This window comes from Luteibacter sp. NPDC104163 (assembly GCF_055584245.1).
In genome coordinates this window covers 18699-43904 of the sequence record NZ_JBVJMK010000013.1, presented here as the reverse complement: position 1 = coordinate 43904, position 25206 = coordinate 18699, and the positions used below count along the sequence as shown (strand labels likewise).

Annotated in this window: 25 protein-coding genes; 9 read left to right on the top strand and 16 right to left on the bottom strand. The window is 63.8% G+C overall.

The annotated features are described in order from the left end of the window. Positions 1-17: 17 nt before the first annotated feature. From ACZ6YI_RS15660 to pdxR, 5 genes are all read right to left on the bottom strand, one after another. On the bottom strand, positions 18-308 hold the full coding sequence (locus ACZ6YI_RS15660; protein WP_440328124.1) for a hypothetical protein: 291 nt from the start codon (positions 306-308) through the stop codon (positions 18-20). Between the two features lie 142 nt (positions 309-450). After that, positions 451-1428, bottom strand: a complete 978-nt coding sequence (locus tag ACZ6YI_RS15655; RefSeq protein ID WP_465779470.1) for a hypothetical protein — start codon at positions 1426-1428, stop codon at positions 451-453. Between the two features lie 124 nt (positions 1429-1552). After that, positions 1553-2293: a LytR/AlgR family response regulator transcription factor gene (locus ACZ6YI_RS15650; protein WP_465779469.1), complete on the bottom strand. Its 741-nt coding sequence runs from the start codon at positions 2291-2293 to the stop codon at positions 1553-1555. Further along, on the bottom strand, positions 2290-3381 hold the full coding sequence (locus ACZ6YI_RS15645; protein WP_465779468.1) for a sensor histidine kinase: 1092 nt from the start codon (positions 3379-3381) through the stop codon (positions 2290-2292). Before ACZ6YI_RS15645 ends, ACZ6YI_RS15650 begins: the two co-directional genes overlap by 4 nt. 174 nt (positions 3382-3555) lie before the next feature. Next, on the bottom strand, positions 3556-5043 hold the full coding sequence (gene pdxR, locus ACZ6YI_RS15640) for a MocR-like pyridoxine biosynthesis transcription factor PdxR (RefSeq protein ID WP_465779467.1): 1488 nt from the start codon (positions 5041-5043) through the stop codon (positions 3556-3558). A gap of 168 nt (positions 5044-5211) precedes the next feature. Here pdxR and ACZ6YI_RS15635 point away from each other — a divergent pair, with 168 nt between their 5' ends. Continuing rightward, entirely contained in the window at positions 5212-6855 is a 1644-nt protein-coding gene (locus ACZ6YI_RS15635; RefSeq protein WP_465779466.1) for an alpha/beta fold hydrolase, read from the top strand. A 10-nt stretch (positions 6856-6865) separates the two neighbouring features. On the opposite strand, the gene ACZ6YI_RS15630 is transcribed toward ACZ6YI_RS15635, so the two are convergent. The 4 genes from ACZ6YI_RS15630 to ACZ6YI_RS15615 all read right to left on the bottom strand — a co-directional run bounded on the left by ACZ6YI_RS15630 (position 6866) and on the right by ACZ6YI_RS15615 (position 10828). After that, positions 6866-8917 carry a hybrid sensor histidine kinase/response regulator gene (locus ACZ6YI_RS15630; RefSeq protein WP_465779465.1) on the bottom strand — a complete coding sequence of 684 codons (2052 nt, stop codon included), beginning with the start codon at positions 8915-8917 and terminating at the stop codon, positions 6866-6868. Further along, on the bottom strand, positions 8910-10403 hold the full coding sequence (locus ACZ6YI_RS15625; protein WP_465779526.1) for an ATPase domain-containing protein: 1494 nt from the start codon (positions 10401-10403) through the stop codon (positions 8910-8912). The genes ACZ6YI_RS15630 and ACZ6YI_RS15625 overlap by 8 nt, the downstream gene beginning before the upstream one ends. A 124-nt stretch (positions 10404-10527) precedes the next feature. After that, on the bottom strand, positions 10528-10710 hold the full coding sequence (locus tag ACZ6YI_RS15620) for a hypothetical protein (protein WP_465779464.1): 183 nt from the start codon (positions 10708-10710) through the stop codon (positions 10528-10530). After that, positions 10694-10828 (bottom strand): hypothetical protein, encoded by a 135-nt coding sequence (locus ACZ6YI_RS15615; RefSeq protein ID WP_465779463.1) that lies wholly within the window; start codon positions 10826-10828, stop codon positions 10694-10696. Before ACZ6YI_RS15615 ends, ACZ6YI_RS15620 begins: the two co-directional genes overlap by 17 nt. 132 nt (positions 10829-10960) lie before the next feature. Here ACZ6YI_RS15615 and ACZ6YI_RS15610 point away from each other — a divergent pair, with 132 nt between their 5' ends. Then, positions 10961-12124, top strand: coding sequence for a zinc-dependent alcohol dehydrogenase (locus tag ACZ6YI_RS15610; protein WP_465779462.1), 1164 nt, complete (start codon positions 10961-10963; stop codon positions 12122-12124). 36 nt (positions 12125-12160) lie between these two features. Here the strand turns inward: ACZ6YI_RS15610 and ACZ6YI_RS15605 are convergent, their stop codons facing one another. After that, positions 12161-13642 carry a serine hydrolase domain-containing protein gene (locus ACZ6YI_RS15605; RefSeq protein ID WP_465779461.1) on the bottom strand — a complete coding sequence of 494 codons (1482 nt, stop codon included), beginning with the start codon at positions 13640-13642 and terminating at the stop codon, positions 12161-12163. Between the two features lie 346 nt (positions 13643-13988). Between ACZ6YI_RS15605 and ACZ6YI_RS15600 the strand changes: the two genes are divergently transcribed. Next, positions 13989-14573: a hypothetical protein gene (locus tag ACZ6YI_RS15600; protein WP_465779460.1), complete on the top strand. Its 585-nt coding sequence runs from the start codon at positions 13989-13991 to the stop codon at positions 14571-14573. Between the two features lie 4 nt (positions 14574-14577). Here the strand turns inward: ACZ6YI_RS15600 and ACZ6YI_RS15595 are convergent, their stop codons facing one another. Further along, positions 14578-15315: a type 1 glutamine amidotransferase gene (locus ACZ6YI_RS15595; RefSeq protein WP_465779459.1), complete on the bottom strand. Its 738-nt coding sequence runs from the start codon at positions 15313-15315 to the stop codon at positions 14578-14580. A 144-nt stretch (positions 15316-15459) separates the two neighbouring features. Here ACZ6YI_RS15595 and ACZ6YI_RS15590 point away from each other — a divergent pair, with 144 nt between their 5' ends. The 4 genes from ACZ6YI_RS15590 to ACZ6YI_RS15575 all read left to right on the top strand — a co-directional run bounded on the left by ACZ6YI_RS15590 (position 15460) and on the right by ACZ6YI_RS15575 (position 18781). Next, positions 15460-16581 carry an acyltransferase family protein gene (locus tag ACZ6YI_RS15590; protein ID WP_465779458.1) on the top strand — a complete coding sequence of 374 codons (1122 nt, stop codon included), beginning with the start codon at positions 15460-15462 and terminating at the stop codon, positions 16579-16581. A gap of 188 nt (positions 16582-16769) precedes the next feature. After that, positions 16770-17456, top strand: coding sequence for a guanitoxin biosynthesis heme-dependent pre-guanitoxin N-hydroxylase GntA (gene gntA / locus ACZ6YI_RS15585; RefSeq protein WP_465779457.1), 687 nt, complete (start codon positions 16770-16772; stop codon positions 17454-17456). After that, positions 17453-18037, top strand: a complete 585-nt coding sequence (locus tag ACZ6YI_RS15580) for a DUF1989 domain-containing protein (protein WP_465779456.1) — start codon at positions 17453-17455, stop codon at positions 18035-18037. The genes gntA and ACZ6YI_RS15580 overlap by 4 nt, the downstream gene beginning before the upstream one ends. A 15-nt stretch (positions 18038-18052) precedes the next feature. Continuing rightward, positions 18053-18781 carry a DUF72 domain-containing protein gene (locus tag ACZ6YI_RS15575; protein WP_465779455.1) on the top strand — a complete coding sequence of 243 codons (729 nt, stop codon included), beginning with the start codon at positions 18053-18055 and terminating at the stop codon, positions 18779-18781. Positions 18782-18822: 41 nt separating this feature from the next. Here the strand turns inward: ACZ6YI_RS15575 and ACZ6YI_RS15570 are convergent, their stop codons facing one another. Next, positions 18823-18999, bottom strand: coding sequence for a DUF3606 domain-containing protein (locus ACZ6YI_RS15570; RefSeq protein ID WP_465779454.1), 177 nt, complete (start codon positions 18997-18999; stop codon positions 18823-18825). Here ACZ6YI_RS15570 and ACZ6YI_RS15565 point away from each other — a divergent pair. Both ACZ6YI_RS15565 and ACZ6YI_RS15560 read left to right on the top strand, forming a co-directional pair. Continuing rightward, the gene (locus ACZ6YI_RS15565) at positions 18998-21124 is read left to right on the top strand and encodes a PAS domain S-box protein (protein WP_465779453.1); all 2127 of its coding nucleotides are present in this window, start codon (positions 18998-19000) and stop codon (positions 21122-21124) included. The genes ACZ6YI_RS15570 and ACZ6YI_RS15565 overlap by 2 nt on opposite strands. Positions 21125-21320: 196 nt before the next feature. Then, a complete protein-coding gene (locus ACZ6YI_RS15560; protein ID WP_465779452.1) occupies positions 21321-21653 on the top strand; it encodes a response regulator in 333 nt (110 codons plus the stop codon). Positions 21654-21709: 56 nt separating this feature from the next. Here ACZ6YI_RS15560 and ACZ6YI_RS15555 read toward each other — a convergent pair whose 3' ends face one another. The 4 genes from ACZ6YI_RS15555 to glgX all read right to left on the bottom strand — a co-directional run bounded on the left by ACZ6YI_RS15555 (position 21710) and on the right by glgX (position 25029). Further along, positions 21710-22105 (bottom strand): hypothetical protein, encoded by a 396-nt coding sequence (locus ACZ6YI_RS15555; RefSeq protein WP_465779451.1) that lies wholly within the window; start codon positions 22103-22105, stop codon positions 21710-21712. Positions 22106-22245: 140 nt separating this feature from the next. Next, a complete protein-coding gene (locus ACZ6YI_RS15550) occupies positions 22246-22623 on the bottom strand; it encodes a hypothetical protein (protein ID WP_465779450.1) in 378 nt (125 codons plus the stop codon). 62 nt (positions 22624-22685) lie between these two features. Next, positions 22686-22898: a hypothetical protein gene (locus ACZ6YI_RS15545; RefSeq protein ID WP_440328778.1), complete on the bottom strand. Its 213-nt coding sequence runs from the start codon at positions 22896-22898 to the stop codon at positions 22686-22688. Between the two features lie 22 nt (positions 22899-22920). Beyond that, positions 22921-25029, bottom strand: a complete 2109-nt coding sequence (glgX, locus tag ACZ6YI_RS15540) for a glycogen debranching protein GlgX (protein WP_465779449.1) — start codon at positions 25027-25029, stop codon at positions 22921-22923. Positions 25030-25206: the final 177 nt, after the last annotated feature.

Here is a 25206-nt window from a genome sequence, read left to right as displayed (position 1 = left end):
GGCCACCGGCAAACGTGTTACTTCGCCTCGGGAACGAGGTTAGCCAGCTTGCCCTTCTTGTCGAATTCGCAGCTGAAGTTCTTCTTGCCGTCCATGCCCGCGTCGGCGACGCCGGCAATGGAGTAACCGGAATCAGCGGCCTGGATCGGCTGGAGCTGGATGTAATCGTTCTTTACGTCGAATTTCTTGGCCGCGGCATCGAGGCACTTCGTCGTCAGCTTGCCCGGATCCGGGCGGTCGGAAGCGGCGGCGTGCGAGGCGACGACAAAGCCGAGGGCAGCCGCAAGCAGCAGGGCGGATTGGCGCATGGGTCTATCTCCGTACGTGGCGCGAGGCCGGGGTTTAACCGATCCGAGCATGCCCTCGAAAGCCTTGCCCGAAAATGAATCGCTGGCCGTAAAGCTGAACGCTTTCCCATGCCCGCGAATCTCCCCGGCCGTGCGACTCCGGTCAGTGGTCGATCCCCTGGGCTTTCAGGGTCTCGGAGATATCGAAGTGCCAGATGTTGCGTGACCCATTAAGCGCCGATGCGAGCCGATGCTGCAGTGACACCAGCGTGTCCTGCGGCTTGGGGTATGTCGGGGCATCGGACCGGCTGCTGGACAGGTAGAGGTCGCCGAACCCCGGCCCTACGACCGGCGCGTTCTCCAGCGCCGTGCTGTTGATGTCGCCAGGCAAGTGCTCCGGCTTGCTCCATTGGCCATCCGTGCCGCGGTAACTGATGTAGATATCGGCGCTACCCAACGAGTCCGGGCCGGCGCTGGCGAAGACGATGAAACGCTCGGCAGGGTCGACACCCGGATCCATCCGGTTTTGCGTCGGATCACCAAGATCCAGACGCTCCGGCGCGGCGTAACCGCTCGCCGTCCGGCGTGCGACATACACCTGGTAGAACTTGCCCGAATCCGGCCGGTGTGCCGAGAAATAGATATTCCCGTTGGCGGCAATCGACGGGTTGTAGACCTGGTTCCCGTCGTTCATCGCGCCATCGACATGCACCGGTGCGCCCCACTTGCCACTCGCCTGCAGCTCGACGTACCAGAGGTTCGTTCCCGGGTAATGCTGTCCCGCCATTTCCACGGTGAGCGGCTCACCGCCCGGTGTGACGGGGCGATTCGAAACGAAGTAGAGCCGCTTGCCATCCGGTGACATGGCGGGTTCGGAATCGTGCCACTGGCCGGAAAACGGAGCGACATCGGGTACCGACCACTGCTTACCGTTGAGATGGGAGACCAGGATGGTGTCGTCCTTCTCGGAGAAATCCGAGCGCATGAAATACACCGTATGCCCATCCGGGCTGAAGGCCGACGACGTCTCGGCGAGGCCGGTGGAAATGACGCCCGGCCCGAAGAGTTCACCGGCCGCCGCGGCCGGGGTGAGAGAGGAAAGGGCCACGGCCGTGGCCAGGAGCAACGCGTTCATATGCATGGGTACGTTCCTTTGCGGGGGCAGGTCACCGGGCAACGATGCCCTGCACGTGAAGGCAATGCATGCGTGTTGGTACCGGTGGCGCCATCGCTGGGACGAGCGGCACGAGTGGTGCCGTAAGCGGTCAGCTCATGCCCAGCGCATGGCGCGCACTCGCGCGAAAGCGCCGGCTAAGGCTCAGCCGTGTTCCATCGTGCAGGACCACCTCAGCGCTACCCTGGAACAACGGATGCACCTCGGCGATACGATCCACGTTCACCGCGATGCCGCGATGGATCCGCAGGAAGCGTGCAGGATCCAGGCTGCGCAGCAAACCGGTCAATGTTTCACGATGAAGGTGCGAGACGCCGCCGGCATGGATGTGCACGTAGTTGCCATCAGCGCGAATCCAGTCGATATCCGCAGCGGCGATCACGCGCACGTGCTCGCCGCAGGCGACGCTCAGGCGCTGCAGATAGGCGGGCGTCGCAGAAGCCGCCGCATGGCCAAGCCCCTTCCAGTGCTGCTGCACACGCGCCATGGCCTGGTCGAACCGGGCCTGGTCGATCGGCTTCAGCAGGTAGTCGATCGCGTTGGCATCGAACGCGCGCAGCGCATGCTGCCCGTACGCCGTTGCGAAGACCACCATGGGTAGCGCACCGCGTTGCATGCCGTGCAGGAGGCGAAAGCCATCCATCCCCGGCATGCGGATGTCGAGGAACATCAGGTCGGGCTCCAGGGCGGCCAGGGCCTGCTTCGCCTCGGCGGCGTTACCGCATTCACCCACCACCGTGATATCGGGATGCGCGGCCAATGCCTGGCGGATGGCAAGCCGGGCGAGCACCTCGTCGTCGACGATCAGCGCGCGGATCATCGGCACGCTCATGCGGCTTGTTCCCGATACGGGAAGCGCATCTCGACCCGCGTGCCGCCATCGTCCCGGCGCGAAAGCTCGAGCGTTGCAAGATCACCGAACAGCATGTCGAGCCGCGTCCGCGTGTTGCCGAGGCCGATGCCATCCTTTGCGCCACCCGGGGGAAGCCCGAGGCCGTCGTCTTCTATCCGTACCTGCAGATGATCGCCGTCGCGACGCGCAACGATGTGCAGCGTGCCGCGCTCGGGCTTGTCGAGCAGCCCATGGCGCAATGCGTTCTCGACCAGCGGCTGCAGGATCATGTTGGGTACAAGGGCCTGCGTGCTGTCACACGCGACATCCATGTGGGTCACGAGCCGGTCCTGGAAACGCACCTGCTGGATCCCGAGGTAACACTCAAGGAACTCAAGTTCGCGCGACAGCGGCACCTGCTGGGCGTGGCGCTCCTCCAGGGTCAGGCGGAGGAAGTCACTGAGCCGGGCAATCATCAGCCGCGCCTGCAGTGGGTCGGCCAACGCAAGCGCGGAGATGGCATTCAACGTGTTGAAAAGGAAGTGCGGCTGCAACTGCACACGCAGCGTCTGCAGCTGCGACTGCACCAGCTGGGTTTCAAGCAGTGAGTTGCGCAGGCGTTCGTCGCGCAGGCGTCGCTGCGAATCGATGGCCCGCAACATTCCCAGGAATACCCAGTAGGTGATCAGGCCCAGGTGGGTTTCGTAGACGAAGCTGGTCCGCAGGAACCCCGTGAAGCTCATGCGTTGCATCGATGGCGAGGGTCCGCACAGCCACCAGTACGCCGAGACGGTGACCACCGTCTGCAAGGCGGCCAGCGCCAGGCTCGCCGGCACATGTACCACGAGGAAGCGGCGCCACGTGCCCCGGCCACCCATGCGACCCAGCCACGCAACCAGCGGCGTCAGCAGCATCCACAGGTAAAAATCGCTGAACGACCAGACCATCGAACGCGCCCAGCCAGCGTCGTGGCCTTCCGCACGCGAGGAAATCACCGCGCTGGCGGTGTAGGAAAGACCAAGCAGCGTCCAGAAGCCGAACGCGGCGGCGTACTTTTTCCAGGCAGGCCAGGCCATGGGGTCGTTCACGGGCGTCCCTCCACGCAACGGGCCGAGTATCGAGCCACCCCCGCAGGGGGGACAGTGTCGTTAGTTGGCCTCATACCTTCCCGACCCCACGGCCTGGCCATCACAAACGTACCTGCGACGCCTGCGGGCGTCGCCTTTTGCGGGATCAGTGGGCGACGAGCGTGACGAGCGGCCTTATGCCGGGGACAAGCGGTCGGGCTGATCCGCCTTGATCGCGAAGTACGCATCCGCGAGCCGTGCCCCGGCACGCTTCAGGTTCGCCTCCGGCAGCCCGCCGTAGCTGAGCACGAGCGTGGCGTGCACGGGCGGCGTTCGGTAAAAGCGCTCGGCGGAACGGACCCGGACGCCGCGCGCGAGCGCTTCGGCGAGCAAGGCATCGGTGGCACCGCGTGCCAGCTCGGGCAAGTGCATGAAGAGCGACCCGCCCGCTACCTCGCCCTGCACGGCCATGGCATCGCCGAGGCGCGCGTGCAATGTCGCTTCGAGCGCACGGTGCCGCGGAGCCAGGCCATGCGCGATACGACGCAGATCGCGCAGGTACTGTCCGCTGCCGATGCATGCGGCGAGCACATGTTGCTGCATCGAGATGCTGCCGCGATCCGCGAGCCACTTCACTGCGAGGAACCGCTCGCGCAATGCGCGCGGGATCAGCATGTAGCCGAGCTGCAAGGCGGGGAACATCGAGCGTGCAAAGCTGCTCACGTGGATTACCCGGCCGTGTTGGTCCAGCGACCACAAGGTCGGCGCCGTGGGTACGCCGAAGCGATGCTCGCAATCGAAGTCATCTTCCACCAGGCACGCGTCGTGCGCGTACGCCCACTGCAGGAGTTCGCGGCGGCGCGCTTCGGGCATCACGACGCCCGTGGGAAACTGGAACGACGGTGCGACATTCAAAAGGCGCACGCCGCTCACCGCGGCCGCATGCCGGCCGATGTCCAGGCCTTGCGGCCCTACGTGGCAAGGCACGACACGTGCACCCACCGCTTCATACGTATGCCGCACGCTCCAGTGGCAGGGCTCTTCCACGCCGACGCTATCGCCCTCGTCGAGCAACACGCGGGCGATGAGGTCACGCGCCTGCTGGGCGCCGCTGACGATCAGGATATCGTCGGGATCGACGTGGATGGCTCGCTCGACGCCAAGGTAAGTCGCCACCGCCTTGCGCAGGCCGATCGCGCCCTGCAGTTCAGGGAAGTCAGGCGCATCGCGTCGCCGCAATAAGGCGGTCAGGTTCTGCTTCCATGCATGGAGGCTCCGCGGGTCGGACTTCACGCGGGGTTGCGCTAGGTCGATCACGTCCGCCTCGCTTCCGGGTGTGCTCATGCCCGGGCCGACGGGCAGGGCGGCGCGCCGCGCCAGACGCGACAACCGCGGTGGCCCAGGCGCCGCCACCTGGGGCTCGGCGCGGGCATCCCGCGTGATGCCGGTCGTCAGGCGTGCGCGGACATACGTACCGCTGCCGGTGCGCGACTCCAGGTAGCCCTCGTCTTCGAGCTGGTCATAGGCCATGAGGACCACGGTCCGCGACACCCCAAGGGCGATCGCCATGGAGCGGCTCCCGGGGAGGCCGGCGCCCACCGCGAACCGCCCTGAGTCGATATCACGCCGGATCGATTCGGCCACCCGGACGTACTTCGGCTCGTTGTTCTGCTGCGCGTTCAAGACCGGTGCTCCCCGATGCGGCCGAAGTGGATACATCGAAAATGCCCGCGACCGGTCATTTACGATCCCCCACGCCCCGAACAGAATCATGCCACGGCAGGCAGGACCCGGGTCACGCGGCCCCGCCGCCGCGACCGCCCGCTCCGGGCTGACCAGGAAATGATCAGGATGAAACTACTCACATCGCCTGTGCGCAGGCTGGTGGCGCTTTTCGGCGGGCTGCTTTGCACGTCGCTGGCCACTGCCCACGGTATCGACGACCACAGCGCCGACCCGGCTTACGCCCGCTATTACCATCAGGCGGTGACGTGGGGCGGCTGCCCGCCTTCGCTGTTCACCGATGGCAGCACCATCCAGTGCGCCTTGATCACGGTGCCGATCGACTGGGCCGATCCGCGCCGGGGTGATATCACCATTGGTATCTCGAAGCCGCTGAACTCGCAGCCCTACACCCGGCTGCTCCTGGTCAACGCTGGCGGCCCCGATAACTCCAGCGCGTCGCAGGCCGAGATGCTGGAACAGTTCCATCCCCAGGTCGAGGTGGACCATCTCGTGGTCGGCGTCGACCTGCGTGGCATTACCGATGGGACCGGCACCCAAGTGAGCTGTGCCTATGCACCGCGCACCGGCGCGGAGAACTTCATGGATGGCGATAGCCGCAACCCCACGGCAGCGAGCGTGCGCGCCCACCAGGCCTGGTGGAACCAATCGATGAGCGCGTGCCTGAAGCAGCACGCGGCGTTCCTTAAAGGCATCAACACCCCGAACCACGTGCGCGACCTGAACCTGGTGCGCGCGGTGCTCGGATTCCAGAAGGCCGATCTGTTCGGCGTATCGAGCGGCAGCAGCCTCGTCGCCTATGCGACGCGCATGTTCCCCGATACGTTCGATCGCGTGGTGATCGACAGCAACATGAACTGGATCCACCTCGACTGGCAGAAGCAGGCCGTCTCGCGGATCGCCATGGACCAGTTGAACGTGCAGCAGGCCCTGATCCCGTTCATCTCGCGCCACGACGACCAGTTCCACATGGGCACGACACCGAAGCAGGTGCTGACGACGTTCCAGCGGATCTACAAGGCCACCTCGGAGCACCGGATGGGCACCGTCACGCCCGATCAGGCGCTCGCGGCCATGGATGGCACCGGCATGTGGGTGTTCTGGGACCTGCTGGTGGCGCCCTCGCTCAGCGCGATGTCACAGGCGCTGGATGGCGACCCGGCCCACATCGCCGCCGCCGAGGAGATGGCCGCGGCGGTCTACGCCGACCCGCGCACGCTGCCCTCGTTCAACCCCATGCAGTACGCCCTGCAGTGCAACGACTCCGGCTCCTCCGACCCACGCAACCTCTCGCAAAAAATCGCGGACGTGCACAGGTACTGGGCGATCGGTGCCTCCACGCTGGTCGATACCTGCGAGAACTGGCCGTGGAAGCCTGTCATCGACAGGAGCCTGGAAGCGCGCACGAGCGTGCATGGCCTGATGGTGCAGAACGAATTCGATCCCTCCACGCCGTATTCGGAAGCCTTCAAGGACCGGCTGCTCAACGGCAACGGCGTGCGGATGGTGCTGGTCAACAACGCCGCGACGCATGCGGTGATGTACGACGATAACCCGTGCACCAACAACACCGAGTTCGCCTACCTGACCTATGGCGTGATGCCCGCCAGGGATGTGGTCTGCCAGGCGCAGCCGATGCACTCGTTCGCCATGCAGGACAGCGTGACCTACGAGTACGGCTTCCCGGCCGGCGGCTGGTTGCTGCCGCTACCGCCGATCGTGCAGCAGGTGAGCTGGCCGCTGGTTCCCTAGCCGGGCCGCCTCAACGCTGCGACGGCAGCATCGACGCCACCGCCTGGCTGAGCTCAGCCAGGCGGAACGGCTTGCCGATCATCGCCATCCCGTCGTCCAGGAGTTGCGCGGGGTCCACCGCGCCGAAGGCGTAGCCGGTCATGAAGAGCACCGGCAGGTCGTGGCGCGTCTGCCGCGCAATGTCGGCGAGCTGCCGGCCATTGAGGCCGGGCAGGCCCACGTCGGTGAGCAGCAGGTCGACGGCGGTCCCGCCGGCAAGGTATTCGAGCGCCGCCTCGGCCGATGGCGAGGCGTGCACGGCATAGTCGAGCGACGAGAGCAGTTCGGTCACGAGGGTGCGAACCTGTGGGTCATCGTCGACTACGACGATGCGTTGCCCGTAACCGCCCGTCACGTCACCGACCGTCGCCTGGATCGCCGCCCTCGCGTCGGCTTCCGCCATGGGCAGGTAAAGCCGCACCGTGGTGCCTTCACCCACCCGTGAGCGGATGCGGATATGCCCGCCCGTCTGGTTGACGAAGCCGTAGATCATCGACATGCCGAGGCCCGTGCCCTGGCCGATCGGCTTGGTCGTGAAGAACGGTTCGAAAACCTTCTCCAGCGTGGAATCATCCATACCCATGCCCGTGTCGCTTACAGACATGGCCACGAACGTGCCGCCGGGTTTATCACCGCCGTGATCGCCGTATTCCGGCAGTCGCCTTAGTGACGTGTCGATGTGCAGGACACCTCCATCGGGCATGGCGTCACGGGCGTTGATGGCAAGGTTAAGCAGGGCGCTCTCAAGCTGGTTGGCGTCGACCATGGCGCGCGGCATCGCCTCGCTCGACGTGATCCGCAGGCGGATACGTTCGCCGAGCGTGCGCATCAGCAAGTCTTCCATGGAACGGACCAGTGCGCCGACATCCGCCGGCTTCGGGTCGAGTGCCTGCCGCCGTGAAAATGCGAGGAGGCGCTGGGTAAGGCCTGCGGCACGCTGTGCGGACGACGTTGCGATATCGAGCAGGCGGGCGACGCCATCCGTGCGGTCTACGTCGACCTTTGCACGGGCCAGCTCCATCGCGGCGAGGATGCCGGTGAGCATGTTGTTGAAGTCGTGTGCGATGCCGCCGGTGAGCTGGCCGACGACCTCCATCTTCTGCGCCTGGCGCAGCGCCTCTTCGCTTTGCTGGCGGGCCGCCATCTCCTCACGGAGTTCGGCCGTGCGCTCCTTCACGCGCGTCTCGAGCAACGCTGCCTGTTCGCGGGTGTTTTCGAGGGCGAGGTTCCGCTCGGTCACATCCGATGCAAAGACATGGAATCCGTCCAGCACACCGCTTGCATCGAAGCGCGGGATATGACGTATTTCCGCATCACGCCTCGCCCCATCCTGGCTCGGCCAACGGAATTCCGTCGTGACCGGCAAGCCAGTGAGAACCTTGTCGATATCCGGCTTGCGCATGGCCCATAGATCCGGGCCGACGACGTCCTCTACCTTGCGACCGACGATGTCGTGCACGGAACGCCCCAGCCAGCGCTCGTAGGCGAGGTTCACGAAGCGATAGACGAGGCCCGTATCGACGAAGCCTATGAGTACCGGAAGCGAATCGGCAACGAGGCGAAGCTCTGCCTCGCTCGCGGCGAGCGCGGCGCGGCCTTGCTCCAGCTCCACCATCTGGTCGCGGATGAAAAACTGCTTGGCACGCGCACGGAGCGCGCTATCGATGGCGCTCAGGAGCGAAACGGTGGAAAGAGGACGCTCGAGCTCAATCACGTTGATGGCGTCCGGTGGCAAGCGCACTCGGCGGAACCCGCCCGAGGGGCCACGCGCGCGCAGCAGGACGAACGGCACGTCGGACCACGACGGCTGCGCCTTCAGCGCATCGGAAAGGGCGCCGAGACCACCCGCAAGCCCCTCCTCGGTAACCACCACCGCGCCGATCTCGCTGCGAACCGCGTCAGCCAGCGTCGCGACATCGTTAACCACCTGCGGGAGCATCCCATCGGCGTCGAGGATGGCAGCGATACTCTGTGCATCCCGCCCGAACGGAGCGAGGATGCATACGGGCCGGCTCTTAGGCACTGCGCTCTTCCAGCAAGCGGTCCGAACCTCCCTCGAACTCCGGCGTACCGGTGAGCACGCCGCGGAAGCGCTCCAGTGGTTCGCTCAGGCGAATGCCCTGTGTATCTATACGCAGTTCACGGATCGTATCCTCGTGGCCGCCGCCGCGATTCTTGATGACGCTGATGGCCTTGCGGATGCGGCCGCGCGATTCGAAGAAGCGGAACAGCACGATGGCATCGGCGATATAGGACACATCGATGGTGCCGGTCGACATGTTGCCGATCAGCCCGTGCTGCGGATTGACCAGGAACGTCGTCACGCCCTTCTGGTTGAGGTACGACAGGACCTCATGCAGCTGGAGCAGGACCTGCTTTTCCTGCGGCATCGAAGCGATATAGCCGTTGAGACTGTCGAGCACGAGGATGCGGCAGTCACGTTCCTCCACCGCCTTGCGTACCGACCAGGCGAATTCACCCGGTGAAATGTCGGCAGGATCGACCTGCCTGAGTTCAAGCAGGCCAGAGTCAACGAATTCCTGCAGGTCGTTGCCAAGTGCTTTTGATCGGGTAAGCAAGGTGCCGATGCGTTCGTCGAATTCGAACACGCAGCACCGCTCGCCGCGTTTCAGGGCCGCGGCGACATACTGCAAGGTCACATTGGTCTTGCCGCTGCCGGCCGGGCCGGTAAGCAGCGTGCTGGTGCCCCGGAGCGGCCCGCCATACAGTAGCCCGTCGAGCTCTTCGACGCCGCTGGAGACAGGCTCTCCACCGAACGGCGCGTGGTGGTCCGAAGCGACCAGGCGCGGGTAGATCTCCAGGCCGCCAGTCACCAGCGCCATATCGTGGTAGCCGGCGACGAAGTTCACGCCGGGGAGTTTCTGGATCTGCATCCGCCGGCGGGCGGAGCCGAAGTCGAGCGTGAAGCGCTCGAGCGATATGACGCCATGGCACAGGCTATGGAGGTGGGCGTCGCGCTCGCCGGTCTCGCCGGCGAGGTCGTCGACCAGCAGCACCGTGACCTTGCGCGGGGCGAAGAACTGCTTGAGCGCGAGGACCTGGCGGCGGTAGCGAAGCGGTTCCTGCGCCAGGAGCCTGAGCTCGGAGAGCGAGTCGAACACGACGCGAGTCGGTTTGACCTTCTCAATCTCGGCCTGGATAAGCTGGATCGTTCCGTCGAGTTCCATTTCCCAGGGGTGAAGAACGGACTGGTGGCGACCATCGCCGAGCACCGCCTCCGCCGCAGCCAGTTCGAACAGGTCGATGCCGTCGAGCGACCACCCATGCGAGGCCGCCACGTCGCTCAGCTCGTCAGCGGTTTCGGAGAGCGTAACGTAGAGACAGCGCTCGCCAAGCCGTACCCCTTCGAGCAGGTACTGCAACGCCAGGGTGGTCTTGCCGGAACCGGGCCGGCCTTCGAGCAGGTACAGGCGGTTGACGGGGAGTCCGCCGCGGAGGATGGCATCGAGACCATCGATGCCTGTGCTGCTTCGTGGGAGTGTCGTCATGGTGCGGGTTTCCGACGGCATCAGGAGCCTTCCTAGGACCACACATGAGCCTGCCGTCACACATGTCAAGGCCGTGTGCAAAGACACACGGCCCAGCCCCGCGCGTTCAGCGATATTCCGGCTGCTAGCGCACACCTTCGTCGCGTTTCGAGGCCTTATCCATCTTTTCTTCCCCTTCCTGAATGGCCTTGTCGCGCTTCTCCTGCTGCGGCTTGTCCTGCTTTGCCACGTAGTTGAGGTTGCGGTCGCCCGATTGCGGCTTGTAATCCCGGTCAGCCATGCGGGCGCCCTCAGCCGTGGTCTTCATCGTTGTGTTCCTGCTGCGGCGATTCCTTCTTCGCCGGCTGCTTCTCGACCCGCTTGTCGGCTGATTGGTCGTACTGGTGGGGCGTGGTATCGGCGTGCGCTGATTTGTCGTCGTTCATGGGTGTCTCCCGTTGCGAGCCTCCAGCCTGAGCCTCGCCACTGCATGCGCAGCGTTCAATTCTGGGCGTGAAGTCGTCACCAGCTATAGAAGCACCGCATGGAAACCTGCTGCTTTCGCCGAGGAGATTCTTGTGAAAGCACTCACGTACCACGGTTCGAAGGACGTACGCGTCGAGAATGTGCCCGACCCTGTATTGGTCGAAGACGACGATCTCATCCTTCGCGTAACGGCCACGGCCATATGCGGGTCCGATCTCCACCTCTACCACGGCAAGATTCCCGAGACGAAGGACGGTGACATTTTCGGCCACGAGTTCATGGGTGTTGTCGAAGACGTAGGGCGCGGCGTCACGAATGTGAATAAGGGCGACCGCGTGGTTATCCCGTTTGTCATCGCGTGTGGGCAGTGCTTCTTCTGTGCGAACGAGCAGTTTGCCGCCTGTGAGACGACCAATCCCGATGAGGGTGCGAGCCTGCGCAAGCGCCCGAAGATGACGCCCCCCGCGGCGCTGTTCGGTTACTCACATGTATACGGTGGCGTGCCTGGCGGCCAGGCGGAATTCGTACGGGTTCCGAAGGCCAACGTCGGGCCCTTTGTGATTCCGGGGAGTCTCTCGGACGAACGCGTGCTGTTCCTCTCGGACATCCTGCCCACCGGCTACCAGGCGGTGCTCAACGCGGAGGTGGGGGCGGGCTCGACCGTTGCGATCTTCGGTGCGGGTCCGGTCGGCCTGATGGCCGCCGCCTGCGCCCGGATGCTTGGCGCCGAGCGCATCTACATGATCGACTCGGTGAAGTACCGCCTGGACTTCGCCGTGAGCGCCTATGACGTCATCCCGGTCGACTTCAGCGCCGTGGATCCATCTGAGTTCATCCTGCAGAACACCGGTGGGCGTGGCGTGGATGCCAGCATAGACGCCGTGGGCTTTGAGGCGAAGGGGAGTACCACCGAGACCGTACTCAGCACGCTCAAGCTCGAAGCCAGTTCCGGTGAAGTCCTGCGCCAGTGCATCACAGCGACGCGCCGTGGTGGCGTGGTGAGTGTCCCGGGCGTCTATGCGGGATTCATCCACGCGTTCCTGATCGGCGATGCGTTCGATAAGGGCCTGACCCTGGCGATGGGCCAGACCCATGTGCAACGTTACCTGCCGGAGCTGCTCGACTTTATCGAGGAAGGTAGCCTCGATCCGGACATCATCATCTCGCACCGCATGAAGCTGGCCGACGCGGCGCGCGGCTACGAGATCTTCGACAAGAAGGAAGATGACTGTCGGAAGATCGTGATGACACCCTGATGGCTTGAGGGGTTGCCGTCGCTGGCGCGCAGCTCCTCATTGCTTTGGCGCGACACGCAGCAATTTCATAGGGGGGCCGCCCTCGACGATCGCGATGCTCGAGAAGTCGGGGGCAAACTCAACCGTGATACCGAGGGACTCCACGCGAAAGCGCCGGGGCGAAAGTGCGATCAAACGTTCGGGCCGGCCCGCATCGGCATACAGTCCATCCGGGCGCGCCTCCACCTTCGCATCCAAGCCGCCACCCACGTAACGGCCGTTGGCCTTGCTTAGCTGGGCTTGTGTAAGCGTCTTTTCTTCAGTGGCTGGCGCGGCGATCTCAGGCCAGCGGTAGTCGGTCGCGGCAGCACGCACCACTTCCTCCATAAGCCGGCGGCCGTCGCCACCGTTGGTCAGCGCGACGATGCCCTCGCCCTTGCCGGTGTAAGCCACCATGAACGACTGGAACCCTCGGTTGACGCCATCGTGGCCGAACCGCGGAGCGCCATTCTCGAAGAGGAAGACGCCAAGGCCCCAGTTGTCTTTCACTGGCGTCAGCATCTGCCGGGCCATGGCGGGTGAAAGCAGGTGACCCTTCTTCCCGGCAGCGGAGGCCTGGATATCCATAAGCAGCCCGGCCAGATCGCTGGCCGTGGTCCACAAGCCTGCGGGAGCCTCCTCGGGAAGTACCTCGTAGTTACCCGGAATCGGGCTGCCGTTCTCATGGCCGAACGCGATGTTGGTGCGGATCGACTCGGATGGGGGCTGGGTATACGAACTGCGAGTCATGCCTAGCGGGCGCAGGACCTCGCGTTGCTCCAGTTCATCGAAAGGCAAGCCCGTGACATCGGAGAGTGCAACCTGCGTAATGACATATCCGCCGCCCGAATATTCGAACTGGGCACCCGCCGGGAGAATGCTGCGCACAGGGCCGGTGTTGGCTGGCGGGACGCCGTCCAGGAGCTGCACCGGAGTAGGAAGTCTGTCGCCCGGTGCATAGCCGCTGAAGCCGTGCATGCCGAGGCCGGCGGTGTGGCTCAGCAGCTGGCGGAGGGTGACTCCATTCGGCGCAAGCTTGGGATCCTTTGGCAGCTGCCAGGACTTGAGCGCATCGTTGATGTTCGCATCCAGCCCGATCTTGCCTTGTTCAACCAGGCGCAGGGCGAGCACCGCCGTTGGCACCTTGCTGATCGACGCCGACTGGAAGGCCGTATCCGGTGTTACCGGCGCGCAACCCACGGTATCGCGAACGCCCCAGCCTCGAGCCCAATCGATTTTCCCATTGTGGATAACGGCGACGCTTATCCCGGGTACGCCGTAGTGCTGCATGCGTTCGGCGAGGGTGAATGGCTGATCGCCCTGCTTGATGACCGCGGGTTGCAGGTGGGTCTCGATATGGCGGGTGTGGGCGTTGCTGGGACCGCCTGCGGCCTCATCGGGAGTAGGGCAGGTAGCGGCCCGAGTGGCGGCGGGGGCCGCGAGGATACCGGCGATAACGACCGAGCCGCGCAGCGCAAAGCCGGCGAGTGAGATCTTCATGCGTAGTTCCCCGTGTGGTTATCTACTAGATGTGTAGTAGATATAGGCCGGTGGGTGAGGTGTTGTCAACTACATGCTTAGTAGTTGACACAGGACGATCTACGATGCGTCTCAGGCGCGAAAGGCGCGGCGGGGCGCGAAGGGGCAAGACGAAGCTAGCTCCGGCACGTCGAATGTGAAGGGGAAACGCTGCGAATCTCCGGAGAGGCGGCCGCTAACTCATTGATCGATAACAGCCGCGATGCATCATCGCCTTCGCGTGGCGCCGCGATGAGAATGAACGTACGTCTGAAGCAGCGGAAACTGGTTCAAGCTCCGCTCTCGACGAAGCAGAGAGGGGAAGCGCATGAGTATCGAAGAAGCCGTACAGCCGCGCCTGGAGCACGTTGAGCAGCAGGGCTGGCACTACGTGCCGCGAACACAGGTTCCGCTAGCCATCGATCCGTTGACTGACATCACGTCTCGCCTCTCCCGGGTGGACCAGAAGGTCGAGGACCACTCGGAATGGTTCAAAGGCGCGGAGGAACGCTTCTTCGGCGCCATGATGTCGATGGAAGGCCGGATCGAAAGCTCCATGAAGGCCATGGAGGTCCGCTTTGAAGGACACATCAAGCGCATCGAAGGGTCGATCACCCAGCTCGACGCATCCGTCAAGGATGTAGAAGCGTATGTCAGGCGTGTCGACGTTAAGGTCGATGCGCTGGGCCCGGAATTCGTGAGCTTCAAGAAGCCCTTTGAGGAATTGAAGCGGGACGTAAAAGACCTCGTGTCCTGGAAGCACAAGGTCTGGGGCATGGTGCTTCTGGTCGCCGTCATCGGGCCCGTAGGCACGGCAGCATTTTCCTTCATCAGCACGCACATCGAGTGGAAATCGTCATCGACCGCGACGGCCACCGCAGTTGCCGCACCTTCGCCGATGGCGAACCATTGATGCCTCAGGCTGTGGGCATGGCCGCTTCGCGACGGCAAGCGGCAGCAAGCAGATCCAGAAAGCCGAACAGCTTTTCGTTCATCGCGCGGTAGTCGTTTGCCCGGAGGGCATCCGGCTGCTGCACGAAGCGATGGCTCGTCAGCGCAGGGAATTCCGCCTCCGAGGCCGCGATCAGCAATTCGATTTCCTGTGCCGTCAGTTCCATGTGGCACTGGAAGCCGTAGACCAGCGGCGCGTATTCGATGATCTGGCGTGGGCAGCCCGCGCTGTAGGCAATGACCACGGCGTCCTTGGTAAGGCCGGGCATGTCGTTATGCCAGTGACCGACATCCAGCGTCGCGCCGAAGTGCTGGAACATGGGGTGGCCGACGCCGGCCGCCGTCAGGGCGATCGGGAACTTGCCGATTTCCTTTTCGGGGCTGTGCTCGAACGGCGCGCCTAGCGCATTGCCGATGAGCTGCGAGCCCAGGCAGACGCCGATGACCGCGCGATCGGCTTTCACGCAATCGCTGATGAGCTCGCATTCCGCGGCTGCGTCGAAGTGCGGGCATTCTTCCTTCGTAGTCGCCGGACTTTGCGGTCCGCCCATGACGATGAGCAGGTCGATATCTTCTGCCGAGGCGGGTAGGGACTCGCCCAGATAAACCCGCGAATACGTGATCGCGTGGCCCCGGGCTTTTGCCCAGGTCTCGAACGCACCGGGTGCCTCGAAAGCTTCGTGGACGACGAAATGGACGCGCATGGGGATGCCTTTGATCGATATGGGAATATCCCTGATACCGGCTAATGATGACCAGCACCCGCCGACGTGACAAGGTCGCTATCGGTTATAGGCGGCTTGCTCTAGTGTGGTCCGTTGACCTCGGTTTTAAGCAAGCAGCAAGGCATGCCCATTTCGGCTCTAACGGACATCCAGGCGCCCACCCCAGCCCGGAAACACTTTCCCGCCCTCGATGGGCTGCGCGGCGTCGCCGCTATAGCCGTTGTGGTCTTCCATTTCATGGAGATGGTGATCGGCAATTATAGCGACCTGTTTATCGGGCATGGCTGGCTGGCGGTCGATTTCTTCTTCTGTCTTTCCGGATTCGTCATCGGCTATGCGTATGACGATCGTATCGGTTCCATGGGGAAATGGAGCTTCGCCAGGGTCCGGCTGATTCGCCTGCATCCGATGGTGGTGTTTGGGTCGGTGCTCGGTCTGATCACACTGTATGTGGATCCGTTTCGGTCGGGAGCTCTCCCGTACAGTGCAGGGCAGGTCAGCCTTATCTTCCTGGCGTCGCTCTTCCTGATTCCCTACCCGGCCATGCAGGAGCGCGGCTTCTGCCTGTTCAGCCTGAACTCGCCTGCATGGTCGTTGTTCTGGGAATACGTCGCGAATATCGTCTACGCGTTGTTCCTGTGCCGGCTTGGCCGGCGGGCGTTGGGCATAGTTACTGCAGGCGCGGCGCTGATTCTCTGCGCCGTGGGCTACAGGTACGGCAACCTGTGGGCCGGATTTAATGGCGAGACCTTCTGGGTCGGCGCTGCCCGCGTCAACTTCTCGTTCCTGGCCGGGTTATTGGTCTATCGATACGGCCTGGTCATCAAAAACCGGCTTGGCTTCTTCCTTCCCGCGCTGCTACTCGTGCTCGCGCTGGTGATGCCATACGCCAAGGGCGGCTGGATCCGGGAAGCGGCCGTGATGATCATCTACTTTCCGCTGTTGGTAATGCTGGGGGCGGGAGCCACGCTGGGCGAACGCTCGAAAAAGTTCTGCAAGCTGGCCGGTGAGATCTCGTATCCGCTTTACATGACGCACTACGCCGTCATCTATGTATTCGGCAATTACTACGACAAGACCCATCCCGGTTCCACGGAGCTGGCGCTGGTGGTGATCGGGGGCGTACTTGCCATGGTCGGGTTCGCGTACCTGGTCATGAGGTTCTACGACATTCCGTTGCGGGCTTACCTGAGTAGTCGAAAGAGGGGCAGGGCCAGCGGCGAGATAGGCCGGACTGCAGGCTGACGTGCGGTTGGCGTGAATACGCGTCAGCGCGGGGCGGTCCGCGTGACACACCCTGTACGCCGTATGCACAACGCCGCTCCCGTCCCGCCGGGGATGTGAAAGGCCGCCGTGAAGGGCCTCACCTATGTAGTCGCCGTCTTCAACACCTTTCTGTCCGCGATTCACGGATTCGCAGACAGGCTGGGCGCATGACTGCAAACGCCCAAAAGACGGCACTCGCCGAATTCAACCGCCTGCTCGAGGGCGATTCCTTTCCATGCTTTATGGGTCTTACGGCCCATCGCCGCGGCCAGGTCTCCCATGTATTTGCTGGCGCCATGGCCTGCCCTGCGGATGACGCAAGGCTCGCTCGTGACATCGCGGCCTTCGCGAACGCGCAAAAGCCCGAGGACACGTTCCACAGCCTTGTGGTCCATTTCGTCGATGGAGCACCCATGGCAGAGGAAGCTTTCGAGAAGCTGCTCTTCAGGCGCCTCCAGGGGATCCATGATATTGATCGTGGCGAGTATGGCTGGGATCCCGCCGTAAGCGACGATCCCGACGACCCGGCTTTCAGCATGAGCATTGGTGGCAAGGGCTTCTATGTGGTCGGATTGCACCCCGGAGCCTCGCGCCCGGGCCGCCGGCTGGCCCATGCGGCGCTCGTATTCAACCTGCATGCCCAGTTTGAGTTCCTGCGCCAGGAAGGTCGCTACGATCGGCTGAAGTCAGCCATCATCGACCAGGACATTGAGCGCAATGGGTCGTCCAACCCGATGCTGGCTGTTCACGGTTCAACCTCTGAAGCCCGACAGTACAGCGGGCGTAACAACACGGGTGAATGGCAATGCCCATTCGCACCGCGATCCATGTCCCCCATGAGGAAGACGGCTTGAACCGAGTTACGATCCCGCCGCAGAGCGGCACGGCCTTTGTCCTCCGGCGTGGCCAGCGCCTGACGGTTATCGACCCGGAAGGGCAGCAAGTGAGTGACCTCGTAGCATTTAATGCCGATGACACGGCCGAGTGGTTATCGAGCGGACGCTCGCTGGACTACGCGAGCAAGTTCCTCCTGACCACGGGCGATACCCTGTATTCGAACCGAAGCAGTCCCATGCTGGTGATCGGGCAGGACGACGTTAAGCGTCACGACTTCCTGCTGGCCCCGTGTTCAAAAGAGATGTTCTCGAAGCTCTACGGGCACACGGAACCGCACCGTGGGTGTTTCGGGAACCTGGCCGAGGCCCTCGAGCCGTACGGCATCGCGCCGGACTGTATCCCGACCGCGTTTAATGTGTTCATGAACGTGCAGGTAGACGGGACGACTGGCGCGCTCTCGGTCGAACCACCGTTGAGCAAGGCTGGAGATACCACTTCGTTTGTCGCGCAGATGGATCTGGTGATCGGCCTCACTGCATGTTCGGCGGGCTTGTCGAATAACTTTCGATTCAAGCCTATTGAGTACGTCATTGGCTGACGAGGAGTCTGCGCCGTGGCGATCGCGCGGGTAGGGTGTGCGGGCTGGTCCTTGCCAGCGGCAGTTGCCGCCGAATTCCCGGCTGGAGGAAGCCATCTCGAGCGTTACGCACAGCGCTTCTCCTGTGTCGAAATCAACAGCTCGTTCTATCGGCCGCACCAGGAGAAAACATATCGGCGGTGGGCGGCGAGTGTTCCTGCTGGGTTCGCTTTCAGCGTGAAGGTTCCGCGTTCGATTACCCACGAACTTAGTCTGGACCACTGCGATGAGCCCCTGCGCCGGTTTTACGGTGAGGTCGCGGGCCTCGGAGAAAAGCTTGGCTGCCTGCTGATCCAACTCCCTCCAAGCCTGGCGTTGGAACCAAAAGTCGCCAGCCGGTTCTTCTCCCTGTTGAGGACCCTCACGGCAGTTCCTGCTGTCTGCGAACCACGGCACGCCTCGTGGTTCACAGAAGGTGGGGCTGAGGTGCTAGCGGAAGCTAATGTGGCCTGGGTGTCGGCCGATCCGGCACCTGTAGCGGGTAGGGCCGACCCGGATAGCGCGGGAATGCTCTACCTCCGCTTGCACGGCTCGCCGCAGATCTATCAGTCGTCCTATGACGAGCCGTTTATAGCGACCACGGCCGGCCGGATGGAGCGCGCGCGGACCTCCGGAAGAGACGCGTGGTGCATCTTCGACAACACCGCGCGAGGCGCGGCGGTGCCCAACGCGCTATCCATGCAAGGCGAGCTACAGCAGGCCTGATAGCACCGCTGCGCGCGGCGGTCCGGGCCATGTGAACTCGCTCACTGCTTGATGGCAGCTCGGACATCCCGGGACATCACACCGACCCGACCCACTATCTCGCGGAGCCTTTCCTCGGTAACGCCGAGCGCTCGGGTCCAGTACCGGATTTCATGATTCTCGTGCACGTTGATGCGCTGCTTGTCCGCAGGCCCCCGGCTCGGCTTGTCGTCACCCATGATCGGCTCCTCTAAAGCGCAAGCGTCATGGGTCGTTCGTCAACTGTCCGTCGATGACGCGTCTTTGGTCTTCACGAAGGTAAATCTCGGTCGTAAAGCCACCTCCTTCACCGTTTTGTTGTCAATTGCAGCCGTCCGTCCTATTGCGGCAACACCGCTGAAACGCGTATACGGGAGCATGACCGAGCCTGCCGATGTCGAACGACTGCGCCTACAGCTTGCCGACGCGGAGCGACGAGCGAGTGTGGCTGAGGCTGCCCTGCTCACGGTATCGCAGAGCGAGCGACGGCGAGCGGAGTCAGCGCTCCTCGAGAGCGAGGCGCGCTACCGCAACCTGTTCGAGACGATGCGGCAGGGCTACCTCGAGAACGAGTTAATCCGAGACGCCGACGGGCACCCGTTCGACTACCTCACCAGGGCCGTCAATCCACAATTCGAGCGACTCACGGGCATCCCGGCGAGCGACGCGCTCGGCCGGACTGCGCGAGAGCTTGTAGGTGATCTCGATCCCGCGTGGCTGGAGGTCTACGGGCGCGTCGTGGATACCGGCAAGCCCGAACAGTTCGAGCGCGAGGAGCCCGCCTTCGGCCGGTGGTTCGAAGTGCAGGCCTATCCACTCGCCGGCGATCGCTTTGCGATCCTCTACGACGACATCACCGAGCGCCGCCGTACTGACGCTATCTTGCGGGACAGCGAAGTCCGGCACCGGCTCCTGATCGAGAGCTGGACCCAGGCGGTATGGGAGACCGACGCCGAGGGATTTGTAGTGCGCGATAGCCCCAGTTGGCGAGCCTACACCGGCCAGACCCTGGACGAATGGCTCGGCTACGGCTGGCTGGAGGCGATCCATCCGGACGATCGCGCCTACGCCGAGCGGCAGTGGCGGGAGGCCATGGCGGCTCGCCGCGTCGTCGACGCCGAGTTCCGGCTTCGCGCCCCGGATGGTGGATGGCGCTGGACCAATGTCCGGGCTGCGCCGGTACTCGATGCGAATGGCCAGATCGAAAAATGGGCCGGCGTGAACATCGACATCGAGGCGCGCAAGCTCGCCGAGGCGGCGCTGCGCGAGAGCGAGGCGCGGTTCCAGCAATTCGCCAATGCCTCGGCCGCCGGTATGTGGATCAGGGATGCCGCGACTCTCGCGATGGAATATGTCAGTCCCGCCATCGCTCGCATCTATGGCGTGGAGCCAAGCGCGTTCCTCGGCGACATGCGGCGGTGGGCGAGCCTTATTGTGCCCGAGGATCGCGACGTAGCCTTGGGGCACATCGAGAAGGCCATGCAGGGCGAAGCCGTGGTGCACGAATTCCGCATCCAGCGCCCCGACGACGGTACGTTCCGGTGGATACGCAATACCGACTTTCCGCTGTTCGACAACGAGGGCCGCGTGCAACGAATCGGCGGTCTGGCCGAGGACGTCACGGAAGCCCGGCTGGCTGTCGAACACCAGAGCGTACTGCTGGGCGAACTTCAGCACCGGGTGCGCAACATCATGGCGGTCATACGATCGATCGTGGTTCGCACGGCCCGCAACGCAGTAAATGTTCAGGAGTACTCGCACGTACTCGAGGGGAGGCTGCTGGCGCTCGCCCGCGTCCAGGCGTTGCTGACGCACCAGGCGAATACAGGCGTTGAAATTCATACTGTCGTCCACGACGAACTTCTCGCGCAAGCCACTCACGCAGGTCAGTTCGTCATGAACGGGCCGGATATCGTGTTATCGCCCAAAACCACGGAAGTGTTGACCCTTGCCATCCACGAGCTGACAACCAACGCGGTCAAGCATGGAGCGCTTGCAGTGACAGCGGGGAAGGTCGTGGCCACATGGTCCGTAGAGACAAAAGACGACGAGCCCTGGCTGATATTCGAGTGGAAGGAAACGGGTGCTCCGGAACATTCAGAAGATGCGGCGCAAAGCCCGCGCAGACGTGGATTTGGCACCGAGCTGATCGAGGCCCGTATTCCGTACGAACTCGGCGGCAGTGCAAGCTTGACCATTACCCCGGGTGGGGCTCAATGCCACATCACGTTCCCGCTCAAGCAAGGCCCCAGCATCCTGGAGACCGATGCGCCCGGGCGCTCCATCGTCCCTGCAGAAGCCAGTGGAGCTCCGATGCGTTATTAATATCCTGGCCGAGGTTTCGGCGGCTGGCGGTTGCACATAATCGGCAGCTACGGATGGGCGTCTACCGGCGCGTCTTGCGATATTTGGATGGCTGTCACCGTTTGTTAGCTAACGAAGGTGCACCCTGCGTCTTGTGGTCTTTGAGAACAAAGGCAAACTGATGACGGATTCCCCGCTCCATGGATGCCATTTACTGGTGATCGAGGACGACTATTTCGTCGCCGAGACGCTTGCGGAGATGCTAGGAGTCCTTGGCGCGGCCGTCGTCGGGCCGGTAGGCAACGTGAAAGGCGCCTTAGAGCTGATCGGTCGTACGGAACGGCTGGACGGTGCGCTGTTGGATATCAACCTACAGGGATCGTGGTGCTACGGGGTTATCGAAACGCTCAGAAAGCGCGGTGTCCCGTGCATGTTCCTGAGTGGATACGACGAGGGCGTCGTCCCCAGGGAGTACCGGGACATTCCGTTCCTTCAAAAGCCGCTAGGGTCGGAGGGGCTTGTGAAGGCTCTGCAGGAACTGGGTTGCTGATTGCCACCCACGACTCTGACCAGCTACCGATCTGGTGGACCGGTTACGGGCCCGAGCTAACCATGGTGAGGGCCAATGGCCCGGCACAGTCCGGTGACTGCCTCCATAAGGACGCCGCGCGGAACCGGTGCCGTGAGAGTCGCTTCCCCGCCCAGGTCCACCCCCGCACCTTCGTTGGGGCTCTCGATCACAAGGTAAGGCACGCCGCGGTCTGACAAGGCGTGCGCAACCCTCGCCGCGTCGGCCACCCGGCTGTCCAGGATCGCGACGAGGTCGTCGTGGTGGGCAAGCGCGTGAAAGGCGAGCGCCTGAAGCGCCTGCTCGGCGCTGCGGTGAATGCCCACGATCCGGGCACCCCGGTGCTCGCAGGCAGACGCCAGCGTCGACCCAAGAACGGGATCCTCGTGGATGATAAATACGCGGCACGACGCGAGGGGGGCGGATGTCGACATGGAATTATTGATGGTGGACGACACCCTAACCATCGCGCGCGAAGTGTGCAGATGCAGTCGGCCAGCCGTGCGGACGTCATGCGCCCGCTTTAACTTCCGTGAAGAAAACGACGGATCGTCGACAACGGCTTGACGACGACTCACTCCGGAACGTGGCTACCTGTGGCGCGATCAATCGCGTCGGTCAATTCCTGCCGGCTGAAGGGCTTGATGAGCCGAAGGGCGTCAGCAGGCGCATCGTCCAGTGGCTCATTGGGGTCCGAGAGCATGATGACGATGCTCATGGAGCCGTTCTTACTCCGGGCCTCTTCGAGGTAGGCGCCCGCGTGCTCCTCGCCGGGGGCCGGCACTGCGGCCACAAGGACATCGACGCGTTCCCGCTGCTCAACCTGCCGGGCAGCCCCGGCGTGGGTCGGCGATGTCAGCGTTTCATAGCCCCGCTGGCGCAGCACGTCGCTCACAGCCTGCGCTAGCGGCAGGCTGGGTTCGATGACGACAGCAAGCAGTTGACGGGGCATTTGCTCACCTTACCAGAGGCGTGGCGCGGGGAAGCCGATCTCGCTCAGGAATCCGGTGGCTTTCATTCCCGTATGACCTGCCAGCTACCATCCGCGCCTTCCTGTTTCACGACGACGTCGTGGCCCATGTCCTCCAACGCCCTTGCCCGCTCCACGGCCGCCTGGATGGCGAGGAGACCATCCGTATGCGAACTCCCCTCGGCCCCATCCACGGAGACATGCCAGGTCTTGCTCTGCGCGGCGGGATACATGATGAAAATACGTACAAGGGCCATCGTTGCCTCTGGGTTCCTGCGGTTAGTGTCCGGATTGCGGGGTCGATTCGAGGACCGTGAACGAGCGACCGACAGCGACGAATGTGCCTTCCGCCGGTGCTCCGCCTGTCGCGTCCAGCATGGACGACAAGGCGAGTCGCCACCCCTCGTCCCCTGCATCGGGCAACGTGAACTCAACCGGCTCCGCCCAGGCGTTGACGATCATCAACAAGCTCCCCGACACGCTCGCGCCATCGTCCGAAACCCCGGTAACGCCATCCATGCGCAACGCGACCGCCCGGGCATCACCCGCCCACTGATCGTCCTGCATGGTCGCTGCCGAAGGCGATAGCCACGTCGCCACGAGCCGCGTGTCTTCGGGCTGGGCCCGCCCGGTCTCGAAGCGCGAGCGGGTCAGCAGTGGATACTTCCGGCGCAGCGCGATCGCCTCCTGCACGAACCGGGTTAGCCGGCCCTCGGTGGGATCGCGCTCCCAGTCGATCCAGGCGATCTCGCTATCCTGGCCGTAGACGTTGTTGTTGCCGTGCTGCGTCTGCGCGCGTTCGTCGCCGGCGAGCAGCATGGGCGTGCCGCGGGCGAAGATCAGTGATGCCAGCAGGTTGCGCATCTGCTGTTCGCGCAGCGCAAGGATGCCCTGGTCGTCGGTGGGGCCTTCGGCACCGCCGTTCCACGAATGGTTGTTGTCCGAGCCATCGCGGTTGTCTTCGCCATTGGCCTCGTTGTGCTTCTCGTTGTAGCTGACCAGGTCGCCGAGGGTGAAGCCATCGTGCGCCGTGATGAAGTTGACCGTGGACCACGGGCGCCGGCCGCGCTTGTTGAAGAAATCGGCGGAGCCCGTGAAGCGGCTGGCGAAGTCGCCGAGCTTGCCTTCGTCGCCCTTCCAGAAGCTGCGCATGTCGTCGCGGAAGCGGTCGTTCCACTCTGCCCAGCCCGGTGGGAAATGTCCGACCTGGTAGCCACCCGGGCCGCAATCCCACGGCTCGGCGATGAGCTTCACCGTCGCCAGCAACGGATCCTGCCCCACGGCATCCAGGATGCCGCCGCGCTGGTCGAAACCGCTGGGCTCGCGCCCCAGGATGGTCGCCAGGTCGAAGCGGAAGCCATCGACGTGCATGTCCTGCACCCAGTAGCGCAGGGAATCCGTGATCATCTGGATGACACGCGGGTGCGAGACGTTCAGCGTGTTACCGGTGCCCGTATCGTTGATGTAGTACCGGCGGTCTTCCGCCAGGCGGTAGTACGACGCGTTGTCGATACCGCGGTACGACAGCGTGGGGCCGAGCTCGCTGCCTTCGGCGGTGTGGTTGTAGACGACGTCCAGGATGACCTCGAGGCCTGCTTCATGAAGACTGCGCACCGCATCGCGGAACTCGTTGCGGTGGCCGCTGGCGAGGTAACGGCGCTTCACCGCGAAGAAGGCCAGCGTGTTGTAGCCCCAGTAGTTGCGCCGGCCGGCATCGAGCAGGTGCTGGTCGTCGGCGTACGCATGGATGGGGAGAAGCTCGACGGCCGAGACGCCCAGCGAGCGGATGTAGTCAGTGATCGGTCGCTGCGCCAGGCCGGCCAGCGTTCCGCGCAGGTCCTCGGGCACCCCGGGATGCCGCATCGTATAGCCGCGCACGTGCGTTTCCATGATGACCGTGTCTTCCCACGGGTGCATCAGGCGGGCATCGTCGCCCCACTCGTAGTCTTCCTCGACCACGACGGCCTTGGGGACGAAGGGCGCGCTATCGCGTTCGTCGAAGCTGAGGTCCGCGTCCGCGTGGCCGACCGTATAGCCGAAGAGTTCGTCACGCCAGATCAGGTCGCCGGCCAGCTCCCGGGCGTACGGATCCACCAGCAGCTTGTTGTGGTTGAAGCGGTGGCCGTTCGCCGGCTCGTAGGGGCCGTGGACGCGGTAGCCATATTGCTGGCCCGGCCGAACGTCCGGCACATAGCCGTGCCAGATCTCATCCGTGTAGCCAGGCAGGTCGACGCGCGTCTCGTTGCCATCCTCGTCGAACAGGCACAGCTCCACCCGCGTGGCGTGCGCGGAGAACAGGGCGAAATTGGTGCCGGAGCCATCGAAAGACGGGCCCAGAGGGAAGGGCCGTCCCTCTTCGGTGAGGGTCGGTGGAGCGGCGTCGGTCATGGCAGCGTCCTGTAGGGAACGCGGAGGGTGGGGTGCGTTCGGTGCAGGGCGCGTGGAAGGCGCGTCAGTGGAGTGGGCTTGCCGAATTCACAGCTATGCAGCACTGGAGACGGCGCCCACATCGGCACAACGCCGCGTGGGGAAAGATGGCGGGACGGTAGGCTCCTGCTTGCGCGT